Source organism: Streptomyces sp. NPDC001153, from assembly GCF_053598315.1.
Window position 1 is genome coordinate 54,471 of record NZ_JBSFJZ010000011.1, and the last position, 13,441, is coordinate 67,911.

General features: G+C 72.1%; 13 protein-coding genes, 1 tRNA gene and 2 pseudogenes. 6 read left to right on the forward strand and 10 right to left on the reverse strand.

Features of this window, described 5'->3' with window-relative positions:
• Positions 1-4: 4 nt before the first annotated feature.
• From ACWDEN_RS14675 to ACWDEN_RS14695, 5 genes and pseudogenes are all read left to right on the forward strand, one after another.
• A complete protein-coding gene (locus tag ACWDEN_RS14675; RefSeq protein WP_351611627.1) occupies positions 5-907 on the forward strand; it encodes a LysR family transcriptional regulator in 903 nt (300 codons plus the stop codon).
• Positions 908-920: 13 nt separating this feature from the next.
• Positions 921-1,378 (forward strand): annotated as a pseudogene (locus ACWDEN_RS14680) (cupin domain-containing protein); the annotation flags it as partial.
• A pseudogene (locus ACWDEN_RS14685) lies at positions 1,375-1,828 on the forward strand (GNAT family N-acetyltransferase). The pseudogenes ACWDEN_RS14680 and ACWDEN_RS14685, both read left to right, overlap by 4 nt.
• A 30-nt stretch (positions 1,829-1,858) precedes the next feature.
• Positions 1,859-2,218 carry an MmcQ/YjbR family DNA-binding protein gene (locus ACWDEN_RS14690; RefSeq protein WP_351611624.1) on the forward strand — a complete coding sequence of 120 codons (360 nt, stop codon included), beginning with the start codon at positions 1,859-1,861 and terminating at the stop codon, positions 2,216-2,218.
• A 93-nt stretch (positions 2,219-2,311) separates the two neighbouring features.
• On the forward strand, positions 2,312-3,601 hold the full coding sequence (locus ACWDEN_RS14695) for an MFS transporter (protein ID WP_450859188.1): 1,290 nt from the start codon (positions 2,312-2,314) through the stop codon (positions 3,599-3,601).
• Between the two features lie 148 nt (positions 3,602-3,749).
• Here the strand turns inward: ACWDEN_RS14695 and ACWDEN_RS14700 are convergent, their stop codons facing one another.
• On the reverse strand, positions 3,750-4,664 hold the full coding sequence (locus ACWDEN_RS14700) for a transketolase family protein (RefSeq protein WP_351611619.1): 915 nt from the start codon (positions 4,662-4,664) through the stop codon (positions 3,750-3,752).
• 32 nt (positions 4,665-4,696) lie between these two features.
• A complete protein-coding gene (locus ACWDEN_RS14705) occupies positions 4,697-5,404 on the reverse strand; it encodes a transketolase (RefSeq protein ID WP_351611618.1) in 708 nt (235 codons plus the stop codon).
• A gap of 125 nt (positions 5,405-5,529) precedes the next feature.
• Here ACWDEN_RS14705 and ACWDEN_RS14710 point away from each other — a divergent pair.
• A tRNA-Pro gene (locus ACWDEN_RS14710) sits at positions 5,530-5,603 on the forward strand.
• Between the two features lie 124 nt (positions 5,604-5,727).
• Here ACWDEN_RS14710 and ACWDEN_RS14715 read toward each other — a convergent pair.
• The 8 genes from ACWDEN_RS14715 to ACWDEN_RS14750 all read right to left on the reverse strand — a co-directional run bounded on the left by ACWDEN_RS14715 (position 5,728) and on the right by ACWDEN_RS14750 (position 13,128).
• Positions 5,728-6,372, reverse strand: a complete 645-nt coding sequence (locus ACWDEN_RS14715; protein WP_351611616.1) for a mycothiol-dependent nitroreductase Rv2466c family protein — start codon at positions 6,370-6,372, stop codon at positions 5,728-5,730.
• The gene (locus ACWDEN_RS14720; protein ID WP_450859191.1) at positions 6,369-7,229 is read right to left on the reverse strand and encodes an oxidoreductase; all 861 of its coding nucleotides are present in this window, start codon (positions 7,227-7,229) and stop codon (positions 6,369-6,371) included. Before ACWDEN_RS14720 ends, ACWDEN_RS14715 begins: the two co-directional genes overlap by 4 nt.
• 81 nt (positions 7,230-7,310) lie before the next feature.
• Positions 7,311-8,024, reverse strand: a complete 714-nt coding sequence (locus tag ACWDEN_RS14725) for an SDR family NAD(P)-dependent oxidoreductase (protein ID WP_351611611.1) — start codon at positions 8,022-8,024, stop codon at positions 7,311-7,313.
• A 330-nt stretch (positions 8,025-8,354) separates the two neighbouring features.
• Positions 8,355-8,726: a YybH family protein gene (locus ACWDEN_RS14730; protein WP_450859193.1), complete on the reverse strand. Its 372-nt coding sequence runs from the start codon at positions 8,724-8,726 to the stop codon at positions 8,355-8,357.
• A gap of 120 nt (positions 8,727-8,846) precedes the next feature.
• Entirely contained in the window at positions 8,847-9,149 is a 303-nt protein-coding gene (locus tag ACWDEN_RS14735; protein WP_351611606.1) for a muconolactone Delta-isomerase family protein, read from the reverse strand.
• 298 nt (positions 9,150-9,447) lie between these two features.
• Positions 9,448-10,059, reverse strand: coding sequence for an NAD(P)H:quinone oxidoreductase type IV (gene wrbA, locus ACWDEN_RS14740; protein WP_351611603.1), 612 nt, complete (start codon positions 10,057-10,059; stop codon positions 9,448-9,450).
• An 87-nt stretch (positions 10,060-10,146) separates the two neighbouring features.
• A complete protein-coding gene (locus ACWDEN_RS14745; protein ID WP_450859367.1) occupies positions 10,147-11,331 on the reverse strand; it encodes a YbfB/YjiJ family MFS transporter in 1,185 nt (394 codons plus the stop codon).
• An 873-nt stretch (positions 11,332-12,204) separates the two neighbouring features.
• Positions 12,205-13,128, reverse strand: coding sequence for a LysR family transcriptional regulator (locus ACWDEN_RS14750; RefSeq protein ID WP_450859196.1), 924 nt, complete (start codon positions 13,126-13,128; stop codon positions 12,205-12,207).
• Positions 13,129-13,441: the final 313 nt, after the last annotated feature.

A 13,441-nucleotide genomic window follows, 5' to 3' on the forward strand; every position in this document is an offset into this window, starting at 1 on the left:
CGGCATGATCGAGGCACGGCGGCTCCACATCCTCCGTGCGGTGGCCGACCACCGCACGGTCACCGCGGCAGCCGCCGCGCTGTACCTCACACCGTCCGCCGTGTCCCAGCAGCTCACGGCCCTGGAGCAGGAGACCGGCCACCGCCTGGTCGAGCGCAGCGCCAAGGGCGTACGGCTCACCCCGGCGGGCGAGATCCTGCTCAGCCACACCAACGCGGTCCTCGCCCAGCTGGAGCGGGCCGAGGCGGAGCTGGCCGCCTACAGCTCGGGCGAGGCGGGCACGGTCACCGTGGCGGCCTTCGCGACCGGCATCGCCCAGGTCGTGGCCCCGGCCGTGGCCCGGCTCGCGCACACCGCGCCCGGCATTCGCATCCGCGTCCAGGACGCCGAGGGCGACGCCAGCCTGCCCATGGTGCTGGACCGGCAGGTCGACGTGGCCGTGGCCGTGGAGTACCGGGGCGCCCCGCCCGCCGACGACCCCCGGCTCACCCATGTCTCGCTCTACGCCGAGCCGTTCGACGCGGTCGTACCCGTCGGCCACCGCCTCGCGGACGCCGCCGAGGTCCGCCTCGCCGAGCTGGCCAAGGACCCCTGGATCGGCCCGTACCCCGGCAACCCCTGCCACGACGTGGTCGTCCTCGCCTGCGAGAACGCCGGCTTCCAGCCCCGCCTGGAGCACTCCTCCGACGACTTCCGCGCGGTCGTCGCCCTGGCCTCGGCCGACGCCGGCGTGGCCCTCGTACCGCGCTCCGCGCTGAACGGCATGGACCTCACCGGCGTCGTCGTCCGCCCCGTCGACGGTGTGGCTCCGACCCGCCGCGTCTTCGCCGCCGTACGGCGCGGCGCCGAGGGACATCCGCTGATCCGCCCGGTGCTGGACGCCCTGCGGGAGGCGGCCCGGGCGTAGGGAGCCGGCCATCGGCCCGACGCGGTCCGGGAGGTCATGCGCGCGGCGGGCTCGACCACCCGCCCCGCTGAACCGGCTCTGCCATGTCCACGGTCGCACCATGTCCCAGCTGCTCAGCGAGTCCGAGGCGGCACCCGGGCCGCTGGTCCGAGCCGCCGACCAGCAGGTCTGGGAGAACCGCGGCTCCGGATTCGTCCGGTGGTCCGTGTCTCCGCCGCACGCCGGTCTCCGCGGCGAACTGGTCGAGGGCCGGCTCGTACCGGTGCCGACATCGCCTGCGACCGCCCGCCCGTGACCGGCCTGGAACAGCACCTGTGGGTGCTCGACGGCACCGTGGAGGTGACCGACGGGGAGCAGGTCCACCACCTGGACCCCGGAGACTGCGTGCGGATGCGCGTCTTCGGCCCCACCCGGTTCCGGTGCGCCGGCCCCGTCCAGGCACGGTATGTGCCGGCGGTGGTGCGGCCGTGAGGGTGGAGCGCTGGAGCGCCGCGCACGTACGGCAGCATTCCGGGGAGTTGGCGGCACTGCTGACCGACACCGTGGCCGGTGGCGCCTCGGTCGGCTTCCTTGCGGGGCTCACGCATGAGGAGGCCACCACCTGGTGGCGGGAGCGGGCCGAGGCGACGGCGGCGGGCCGGCTCGCCGTCTGGGCGGCACTCGACGGCACCGGCCGGCCGACGGGCACCGTGAACCTGGTCCACCCCGACAAGCCGAACAGCCGCCACCGAGCGGAACTGGTGAAACGCCGGCGTCACCCTGCTCCGTCTCGACACCGAGACCGGCAGCCCCGCCGAGCACCTCTACCGCTCGGCCGGCTGGACCCGGACCGGTGTCATCCCCGACTACGCGGAGAGTCCCGGCGGCGAGCTGCGCCCGACGACCTTGTACTACAAGCGGCTGGAGCCGCCGACCGGGTGACTGTCAGTGGCAGGCGCTACGGTGCGTTGCATGCCGGATGCCGAAGACGTACGCCGTATCGCCCTGTCCCTGCCGGACACCACGGAGAAGGTCGCCTGGAGCATGCCCACGTTCCGGGTGGCCGGGAAGATGTTCGCGACCCTGCCCGAGGACGAGACGTCCATCGCCGTGCGCTGCCCCAAGGAGGAGCGCGACGAACTGGTGCTGGCCGAGCCGGAGAAGTTCTGGATCGCCGACCACGAGGCGCAGTTCGCCTGGGTCAGAGCGAGACTCGCCGCGCTGGAGGACGAGGAGGAGCTGCGCGACATCCTCGCCGACTCCTGGCGGCAGGCCGCACCGCCCCGACTCCTCGACGCCCACCCCGAGTTGGGGCTGCCGTCCGGGGAGTGAAAACACCCGTGCGGACCGGCCCGGCGTGGCATGATCCCGCGCGGTGCGGACGGGGCACGGTACCGCGGGGGCGGCGGGGAGGGAGCATCCGCGATGACGGGAACGGACTCACGGCACGACACGACCACGCGGGGGGCACAGCGAGCCCGGGCCGGCCGGCGGCCCGTCTGGTCCCGGGACTTCGCGCTGTTCTTCGTGGCCCGGGCCGTCGCCCGCCTCGGCGACACCATGCTGCCCGTGGCCCTCGCCGCCGGCCTGCTGGAACACGGGTACGGCGCGGGCGCGGTCGGCCTCGCCATGGCCTCGACGGCGGCGGCGTTCGCCGGGCTCGTCGTCTTCGGCGGGGTCATCGCCGACCGGTTCAGCACCCGCAGGCTGATGATCGGCGCCGACCTCGTCCGGCTCGTCACCCAGTCCCTCGCCGCGGGCCTGTTCTTCGCCGGGCATGTCGTGCTGTGGCAGATCTGTGCGATCGGTTTCGTCAACGGCGTGGCGGGAGCGGTGTTCCAGCCGGGCGTGGCCAGTACGGTGCCCCGGCTGGCCGCCGACATCCAGGGCGCCAACGGCGCGGTCCGTGTCGCCGAGTCCGCCGCCCAGCTCGCCGGCCCGGCCGTCGCCGGTCTCCTGGTCGGCTTCGCCTCGCCCGGCGCGGTGTTCGCCGCGCACGCCGCCACCTACGCCATGAGCGCCCTGTGCCTGCTGCTGCTCCGGCTGCCCCCGCTCCCCGAGGGCGCCCGTGCCGCCACCGGCCGCGGGATGCGTGCCTTCCGGGCCGATCTGGTCCAGGGCTGGCGGGAGTTCAGATCCCGGACCTGGCTGTGGGGCGTGATCGCCATCTGGTGCCTGTACATGATCGCCGTCTGGGGCCCGACCGTCCCCCTCGTCGCCACGGAGGTCGTCCAGCGGCACGGCCCGCGCGCCTACGGCCTGGTCAACTCCGCCCTCGGCGCAGGCACGGTCGTCGGCGGGCTGCTCGCCCTCCGGCTGCGGCCCCGCCGTATGCTCCGCGCGGGCGCGCTCTCCCTGTTCGCCTTCTTCGGCTTCCCCGCGGCCGTCGGCGCGGGCCTCGGCGTGCCGGCGATGGCGACGGGAGCGGCCGTGGCGGGCGCCGGGATGTCGTTCTGGGGCGTGATGTGGGCGACCAGCGTGCAGACCCAGGTCCCGCCGGACGTCCTCAACCGCGTCCACGCCTACGACGTCGCCGGCTCGCTCGCCATGATGCCGGTCGGCCAGGCGCTGGCGGGCCCGGCGGCCGGTGCGCTCGGCGCCGGGCATGTCCTGCTGGTCTCCGCCGGGGCCGGCCTGGCGGTGGCCATGGCCCTGCTCGCGGTTCCCGCGATACGGAATCTGGCCCGCGCCGACACCAGCACGCCCGCGCACTGACCACAGGCGTGCGCAGGTGTGCCCTGTGCTGCTGCCGGCCGGGGGTGGGGTCGCTTGCCGGCGCCAGGGGCGCGGGGCTGTACCAATGTGCGCCTCCGCCGCGTGGGCGCGATCAGCCCCCACGCATCCCCGCAGCCGAGCACGGCGCTCAACCGGCCCGGCGGGCGGGCGCCACGAACCGCCAGATCCGCTCCCGCAGGCTCGCCGGGTCCAGCCCGTGCGCGGCGGTGTGCTCCTCGATCGTCCCGTAGCGGCGCAGCTCGCGGCGGCCGACGCCGAGGCCCAGGACCCGGTGCGGCACGTCGGCGAGGGCCTCGCTCACCGCGGTCGTCGAGGTGCCGGCGAGATACGGCTCGACCAGGACGACGTCGGTGCCCGCCGCCTCCGTGGCCCGGCGCAGACCGGCCGCGTCGAAGGGCCGTACGGTCGTCGCGTACAGGACGGTCACATCCAGGCCCTCCGTGGCGGCGAGGACCGAGTCCAGCACCGGTCCCACGGCGAGGACCACGCCCCGGCGGCCCTCGCGGACGGTGACGACGTGCTTGCCGTCGATCGGCCGTCCCTGCCGGTTGGCCTGCACGGACAGCCGTACGTACACCTTGTCGTCGCCCGCGGCGACCGCGTGCTGCAGCAGTGTCTCGGCCTCGTCCGGGTGTCCGGGCACGTGCACGGTCCAGCCGTCCAGCGTGTCGAGGAGCGCCACGTCGCCGGGTGCCATGTGCGTGTAGCCGCCGGCCGGCCAGTCGAAGGAGGCGGCCGCGCTCACCAGCACCGCCCCGGTGTTCTGGTGCCCGAGATCCAGCTTGACCTGCTCGAACGGCCGCTCCACGAGGAAGCTGGCGAAGGTGTGCACCACGGGGCGCAGTCCGGTCAGCGCCAGCCCCGCCGCCGTTCCGACCAGCAGCTGCTCGCGGATGCCGACGTTGATGACCCGGTCGGGATGCCGGGCCATGACCTCGCGGAAGCCGTCCTTGCCGATCTCGGCGAGGACCACCGCGACGCGCGGGTCCTCGTCCAGCAGCCGGGAGACGACGGGGGCGAAACGGTCACGCATGGTGTCCATGAAGCTGAGCCCTTTCCAAGGAGCGGTGAAGGTCAGGCGTTCTTCGGCTCGACGCGGGCCACGACCACGTGCGGCCGCCCGGGGTGCGGCGCGGTGAACGCGGCGTACAGCGCCTCGTGATCGCGTCCGTCGACGGTCACCGCCGACCAGCCCGCCGCCTCGAACCGGGCGGCGATCCCGCCGGGCAGGGCATGGCTGGCGGAGGAGTTGTCGACCACGATCGTGTGCAGCCGCTCCAGTCCGGCGGGCCCGGCGAAGGCGATCGCCTCGTGGTTGCTGCCCTCGTCCAGCTCGGCGTCCCCGATCAGCACCCAGACCGCCGGATCGTGCAGCGCCTGTGCCCGCAGGCCCAGCGCGCTGCCCACCGCGATCGGCAGCCCGTGCCCGAGTGAGCCGCTGCCGATCTCGGCGCCCGGCACCAGCACCCGGTCCGGGTGATGCCCGAGCGGGGAGTCGTACGACCCGAACCCGGGCAGCCAGTCCACGGGCACGAACCCCTTCGCGGCCAGCACGGCGTAGTACGCCATGGGCCCGTGCCCCTTGCTCAGCAGGAACCGGTCCCGGAGCGCATCGTCCCGACGCTCCGGCGTCACCCGGAGCACCCGGTCGTAGAGCACCCACAGCACGTCGAGCGTGGAAGTGGCCGCCGGGCCGTGCTTCTCGTCGCCGGTCATCAGACTCATCAGGCCGGGCAGGTCGTCGTAGCCGTACCTGCGGTTCTCGTCCGCTGTGATCGTCATGTCGACGATCGTGCAACCTCAAGCAAGCTTGAGGTCAACCGGGAAATCGGTGCGCGACCACCGAGCGGAGTGCGGTATTGTTTCCCTGCGCGTTTCGACCGGGGAAACCCCAGGTCAAACGGCAACGGGACGTGGCGCAGCTTGGTAGCGCACTTGACTGGGGGTCAAGGGGTCGCAGGTTCAAATCCTGTCGTCCCGACTCGAAGACAGCTTCGTAGTCGCAGGTCAGAGGGCCGTTTCAGAGGAGACTCGAAACGGCCCTCTGATCATTCTCGGGGGTCGGCGGGAGAACAAGTCCGTTGACCGCTGAGTGGATTGGCTTCTCAGTCGAAGAGCGGGCCGACGGTGCGACCGCGCTTGATCTCGTAGAAGCCGGGCGTGGCGGCGACAGCGAGGATGCCGTCCCACAGGCGTGCCGCCTCCTCACCCTTGGGCGCCGGTGTGACGACGGGGCCGAAGAAGGCCACCTTGCCCGACGGAGCGTGCGGGCCCGGTACGGCGACGACGGGACTGCCGACCTCGGAACCCACGAGGGCGATGCCCGCGCCGTGCGACTGGCGCAGCGCCTCGTCGTGGGCGGGGGAGTCACCGGCGTCGGCGAGGCGGACGGGCAGCCCGACCTCGCGGAGGGCGGCCTCGATGGTGGCGCGGGTTTTCGGTTGCTGCTCGAGGTGGTAGCGCGTACCGAGCGCGGTGTAAAGGGGCTCCAGTGCCTCGGAGCCGAAGGCCGTCTGCGCGGCTGTCAGAACGCGGACAGGCGCCCAGGCCCGGTCCATGAGTTCTCGGATGTGCTCCGGCAGTTGGTCGAGGCGGGCCTCGTTGAGGACGGCCAGGCTCATGACGTGCCATGTGATGCCGATCGGCCGGCTCGCGCGGACGTCCAGCATCCAGCGGGAGGTCAGCCAGGTCCACGGGCAGACGGGATCGAACCAGAAGTCGACGGGCAGGGGCGCGGGGGCGTTGGTCATGTTCGGGGTCCTGTGATGGTGTCGTCGGCCCGGTAGTCGGTGGAGGCCGACAGAGGCGCCCAGACATCGACGTCGTTCTGGAGCTGTTGCCGACCTTGCTGGATCAGGCGCAGCGCGTCGCTGCCGAGCACCAGGTGCACGGGAGGATCCTCGGCGTCCAGCACTGTCATGAGGGCCTTGGCGGCGCGGGCGGGGTCACCGGCCTGGTTGCCGTCCTTGGCCTTGCGGGCGGCGCGGATGGGGTCGAAGACGGTGTCGTAGTCGGGGATGGTCCGCGGGACGCGGATCATGGAGCGTCCTGCCCAGTCCGTGCGGAACGAGCCGAGAGCGAGAGAGGTGACGTGGATACCGAACGGGGCCACTTCTTGGGCCAGGGAGGCGGAAATGCCCTCGACGGCGAACTTGCTGGCGCCGTAGAAGGCGACTCCGGGCAGCGCGGTGAGGCCCGCCATGGACGACAGGGTGACGATGTGTCCGCGGCGGCGGCGCCGCATGAAGGGAAGGACGGCCTTGATGACCGCCACCGTCCCGTGGACATTGACGTCGAACTGACGGCGCAGGTCGTCCATCGAGGATTCCTCAACGGTCCCTTCGACTCCGTAGCCGGCATTGCTGATCAGCACATCGATCGGATCAACCTCTCGTTCGATCCGGTCGACCACGGCGGTCACCGCGTGCTCGTCCGTGACGTCCAGCAGCATCCCCGTGGCGTGGCCCGGAGCCAGGGCCTCGAACTCGGGAATCCGGTCCGGCATGCGGACCGTGCCGACGACCTGGTGACCTGCCGCCAGCGCCTCGCGGGCGAAGGCGCGCCCCAGGCCCGTGCTGACGCCTGTGATGAGGAAGGTTTTGCTCATGAGAACTCCTGTGTGATGACGCGGGCGCCCCGGGTGCCAGGCGCGGCGCCCGGGCAGGCCCCTTGGGGCAGGCGTCCGCCGTCAGTGGCCGGCGCTCTGGCCGCCGTCGACATGGAGGATCTCTCCGGTGGCGAAGGGGGCGTTCTCGAGGTAGACGACCGCGTCGACGATGTCGCTGATCTCGCCCATCCGGCCGACCGGATGCAGTGCGGCGAGCGCACCGTGGTCGTCCTCGGAGTGCATGGGCGTCTTGATGACGCCGAGTGCGACGGCGTTGCTGCGGACGCCCCGGGTGGCGTATTCGATGGCCAGCGCCTTGGTGGCGGACTGCAGGCCGCCCTTGGTCAGGGAGGCCAGCACCGAGGGGACCGCGGAATTGGCGTGGTCGACCAGGCTGGTGGTGATCTGGACGACGTGCCCGCCTCCCTGGCGGACCATCTGCTCGACGGCGAGCTGGGTGATGCGGAAGAACCCGGTCAGGTTGACACCGGTGACCGCGTCGTAGTCCTGCTGCGTGTACTCGGTGAACGGCTTGGCGACGAAGACGCCCGCGTTATTGACCAGGGTGTCCATACGGCCGAAGCGGTCGAGCCCGGCGGCGATGACGCGTTCGGCGGTGGCAGGGTCGGCGATGTCGCCCTGAACGGTGAGGACGTTCGGATCCTGCGAGGCGGCGATGCCGCGGGAGGTGGCGACGACGGCGTAGCCGAGCTTGCGGTAGGCGTCCACCAGACCGGCGCCGATGCCCTGCGACGCGCCGGTGATGACGGCGACCTTCTGGTCAGGAGTGTTCATGGTGGTTCTCTCCAGTGAGGGTGGGGGCCGGTTTCTCGAGGCCTGCTTCGGTGAAACTAGTCGACCGGTCGACAATGTTCCATGGCGGCACTTGCCCGGTCGTGGCGCCGCATGCCTGCCACCTGCGGTGGGAGCTCTCGCCTACCAGGTGGAAGGAAACGGGTCCGGGTGCACGCCGCTGTCACCCGGGCGAGTGCGCCGTTCCGGCGCACGGTGAGGGTCGCCAGGCGCGTCGCGCCTGTGAAGTTCTCGGCCGGCGCCATGCTCCGGGGCGCGGGAGCGGGCCCGAGTCCGCCGGCAAAGGCCGGACTGCCGCTCCCTAAGGGCTCGTCAATCCAGTTTCGACACCTGGTAGTGAGCGATGTGCCACTGGTCGGCGACACGCCTGAGGACCACGCTGAGGGTGACCTTGAGGGTTGGCCGGTCGGTGAAGGAGAAGTCGACGCCCAGGTAGCCGAGCAGGATGTCCTCGGCCAACTGCCGTGTTTCCAGTACCCGGTAGTCCGCCGCCAAGCCGAGAGGCTGGGAATCGTAGTACTCGGCGACTCCCGGGCGGCCGACGGTGTAGGGATGGAGTCCCTGGAAGATGGCGTCCTCGGTGAAACACGCGGCGACCTGCCGCGGTTCATGTGCATCGACCGCGGACTTCCATCGGTCCATGACGCCACACAGGATCGCTTCCTGCGCTGCCGTGTTGTTCATCAGGGTTCTCGTCTCGCGAAGGGGCCGCGCTGGGGCACCCGATGGTGAGCGTTGCCTCGCTCGTGGAACATGTCCACCGCCCGGGCCACCGGCATCGCGCGGGCGGCGGGTCGAGCTGGATCAGGAGGTCCAGCCGTTTGCGCCCGGGTCGTTGGGGTGCGGCTGTACGGCGGTGACCACCGCGGTCATCCAGGGCCACAGGGGCAGGGTGCCTAGGACCTTCTCGCGCAGATCCGCCTCGTCGTCGGCGCGCCACACTCCTATGCTGCGGAGCTCGCCCACCGGGCGCCACAGCCGGACCAGGTGTCCCGCGGCGGCGAGCTCCTTCGCCCGGACGGCCTCGTCGGCGCGGCGCCGGCTGACCTCGGTGGTGTCCGTGCCCTCGGGCACGGTCGTGGTGAGCTCGACCAGGAACTCGTTCATGGTCCTTTCCTCTCGGTTCTGTAGGGCCTCGGGCGGTCGGAACCGTCCGCGAGGGCGATCGTGCGACCACGGAGCCGGATACCTGCACTTCTTCCGTGGAGGATCTGGCCGGTCGGTGACCATCGGACGGCGGGGCAGGGCCGCGCCGTCCGATGGGAGCGGTGCGCGCGAGCGCACGGGGCCCCGTGGCGGCCGATGCCGCCGACGGGCGGGGGCAAGGACCGGCCGGTGAGGTGGTCGCTGGGCCAACGCCGTCGGCGGGAGCGCGGCGCCGACCGGCCTTGCGTCAACGGGCTGATCAGGCAGCGGACTTGAGCCCTGCGGCGATCTTGACAGCGCGCTCGGCCTGGATGCGGGCGGCGGTGCGGGTGGCGTCGTCGACGGGGTTGTTCCCCTGGGCGTCGACGTGAGAGGTGCCGTACGGGTTGCCGTCGATGAACTTCGCGGGATCGGTGAAGCCGGGGCTGACGGTGATGCCGCCGAAGTGGTGGACGGAGTTGTAGAGGGCGAGCAGCGTGGACTCCTGGCCCGCGTGGGCTGTGGCGCTGGACACGAAGCCGCTGTAGACCTTGTCGGCGAGCTTGCCCTGGACCCAGAGGCCGCCGAGGGTGTCGATGAACTGCTTGAGCTGGGAGGAGACGTTGCCGAAGCGGGTGGGGGTGCCAAAGAGGACGGCGTCGGCCCACTCGATGTCCTCGGGCGTGGCTTCGGGGATGTCCGCGGTGGCGGCGTGGTGGGCGGCCCAGGCGGGGTTGGAGTCGATCGCCGCCCGGGGAGCGAGCTCGGCGACCTTGAGCAGGCGGACCTCGGCACCGGCCTTGACGCCGGCGTCACGGAGCTCCTTGGCGATCTCGGCGATCGTGCCGGTGGACGAGTAGTAGACAACGGCGAGCTTGACGGGGGTGGCCACAGGGGCTCTCCACTTCATGGGAACTTGGCGGTCAGGAAGTCGACCAGGGATTAATAGTAGACCGGTCGGCTAGTTTTCGAAAGACCTTCACTCGGTCACCGGGCTCTCGGCGGTGTCCACAGGGGCGAGTGGGCTGCCGGGGGCGGGTTCGGAGCGCCGGACGGGGTGACCCGGGGTCGGCACGTGGTGCGGGAATCCGATGCGGAGAACCAGGGCGGCGAGCGCCGCGGTCAGGACGACGACGGAGGCCAGGATCAGGGCCTGGTGGTAGCCGTGGTGGAGCAGGGGGGTGGCGACCAGCGGGCCGAGGATCTGACCGACCGAGTATCCGGCGGTCAGCAGAGCCACGGCGCGAGGGAACCGCAGGTGCGCGCCCGCCGCGAGGGCCAGCGTGCTCACGCCTATGAAGGTCGCCCCGAAGAGCACCGCGGAGATCAGCGCGGCCGCGACCCCGCCGACCAACGCGGGCAGGGCGATGCCCACGGCCTGCACGCCGAGCGCGGCAAGCAGCAGGTCGGGACGGGACCACCGGCGTCCCAGCCAGGCCCACAGTGCGGAGGACGGGACGGCCGCCAGCCCCACCAGCACCCAGGCGCCACTGCCGATCCAACCGGGCGAGGTCTGCTCGATGGCCGCGACCAGGAACGTACCGGCGATGATGTAGCCGATGCCCTCCAGGGTGTAGGACGCGAACAGGGCGCCGAACCAGCGATGGGTGCGCGGCCCGGACGTCCGTACGTCGGTTCCCGCGGCGGTGGAGGCCGGCCCGGGGGCAGGCTCGGGTCGCAGGCCCCAGGCGGCGAGGGTGAGCGCCGCGGCCAGGGCTGCGGAAGCCCACCACGCGGCCTGCCAGGTGCCGACCGTGCGCAGCACCAGGACGAGCAGGCCCGACAGGGCGATGCCGGCGCCGACTCCGCCGAACGCCCAGCCGGGCAGGTGCGCCGGGTGCTCGCGCAGGTGGCTGAGCAGTGAACTGACGGCGATGACGAAGATCAGCGCGCTGAAGACTCCCGCGCCCAGCCTGAGCAGCAACCACAGGGTGGCGGAGTGGGTCAGCGGCATCGCGGCCAGAGAGACGACCAGCGCCAGCAGGCTGCCGCGCAGCGCGGCCGCGGAACGCACCAGCCGCGGCTGGAAGGTCCCGGCGAGAGCCCCGACCAGGTATCCCACGTAGTTGGCGGTGGCCAGGTTCGCCCCTGCCCCGACCGACAACCCGGCCTGTGCGTGCATCAGTGGGAGGATCGGGGTGTAGACGAAGCGGCCCACACCCATGCCGGTCGCCAGCGCGGCAGCGGCCTGCGCGACGTGGACCCAGGGTGAGGGGAGCGCCCCTTTCGCGGCGGATGCCCGGTCTCGCGACGGTGGTGCGGTCATGCGATGTTCCTCGAGGGTGTTCGACGGATCAGCTGGAACGGCAGGGGGCGGCTCTGCCGGCCGGGTCGGATTCGCCGGGTTGCGGCGGCCAATCGGTGCTTCGGACGACGCAGTGCTCACCGGTTCGAAGGATGGTCAGGTGGTCGCTCGTGGCCCGTCGGGGGGCGGGCATCGAAGCGCGTGGCTGCAGCCAGGGCGAGACCGACCGGGGCGAACCACTCCGCCACGCCGGTGACCTTGACCGAGCCGCCGTCAGGCCGGTCCAGTGTGAGGGGTACCAGGCAGACAGCGCGGTGGCGTTCCGCCCCAGGCGGTCCGCGGCCGCCGCGGTCGTGAGCGTCATCGGCACAGTCGGGAAGAGGAGACGTCCGGGGCCGTCGAGTCCATCAGCGTGCCGGTGCTGCGAGAGCAGCACGCCGTGCATCGGCCGGGACGCGGAGCCCACGGGGGGCTGGGCCGCGCCGACGACGGATCCGACCCTGTCGGACGTCGGGTCGGTCAGCAGTCGCAGGCCGTCGATCTCCAGCAGCGCCGTCAGCCCGCCCACCAGCCGTACGGTGACCGACCGCGGGCTGCTGCCCGGAGCCCTTGAGATGACGTGCCGCCCGATTCCCATGGGTTCACACTGCGCCCGTCACCTGGGCGGACTCCACGACCAGCCTCCTCCCTGCTGGGAGCCTCAGCCTCCCAGGGGCCGTGTTTCTGCCGAGCACGCCCGCCCAGGTCATGCCCTGGGCCCCATGGCGCGGCCCGGGGCATCCGGGGACAGTGCTACCGCTTGTACGGATCCTCGTCGGGAAGCCAGGCGTCAGGGGCGTGGATGCCGAGGTCGCCGACCCCGTCGGTCAGGGCGTCGACGGTGTTCAGCACGGCCGCGCGCACCTCGCTGCGCCGCCACACCAGGGACCAGGTCCAGTAGACCTTCGGCTCGACCACGGGATGCGCGACCAGTTCGGGCGGGAGCGGAGTGGTCTGGGCCTTCGGAGAGTTGAGGATCGGTCGGCGCGATCGGCGCACGTGGTCGAAGAACGCCGGCCCTGTGATGCCGCCGTCGGAAATGTGCGCCGCGCGGGCGCCGGTGTCGCGGGCGAGCTGCTCGGCGAAGGCGTTCCAGGAGAGCCATGCAGTCGCGTCGTCGTCCAGAAGGACGACGACGTCCCGGGCGCGGACCTCATCGGCGTCACGGCCGACGGAGACCGCGTACAGGCGGTCGGCGCCGATGAGCCGGGAGTTGAGACCCCGTGCGTCCAGGTCCTCCCGGCGGACCCAGCACACCGCGAGGTCGAGGCTGCCCTCCGCGACCCGGGCGGCCTGTGTGTGCGAGGGCGCGACCCAGGGATCCACGTCCACACGAGCCACGGCCGAGGTCCGCGCGGCGAGGTCCGCGGGCAGCCAGCTGACGTAACCGAGCCGGACCGGCTCCGAGCCGGCGATCCGCGCCGCGCGGTGGCGTAGGTCGTCGGCGCTGTCCAGAAGGGCGCGGGCGTACGGCAGGAGCGCCGCTCCGGCCGGGGTGAGGCTGACCGAGCGGCGGTCCCGGTCGAACAGGCGCACACCGAGGTCGCGTTCCAACGCCTTGATCTGCTGGGACAAGGACGGACCCGCGATCAGGAGGCGGCCCGCGGCCCGCCCGAAGTTCAGCTCCTCGGCGACCGCCAGGAAGTACCGCACCTGACGCAATTCCACGCCGGTCATGCTACGCGTGGTGAGAGGCCTGACCTCCCAGTACGGGAAGGATCTTCGCTCTTCCCCCGAGGGGTGCCGGCGGGTGAGTCCCACAGAGGCGGCGCACGTGGCGCAGCCTCCGCTCCGGCCCACCTCGGTCATGCGGAGGGCGGGTTCCCTCGCACCCGGGAGGCCAACCGGCGGAGGATCTGCGCGGCGGGCGCGCCGTCGCGTGGCGGTAGCCCGTGCCTGCCCGCAGATTGATCCTCTCCGGATCGTTCGCCGCTGTTGCGGCGCCGTGCCCAGGGCTCGTCAGGTGGGGCGGGGCGGGGTGACCGTCCGT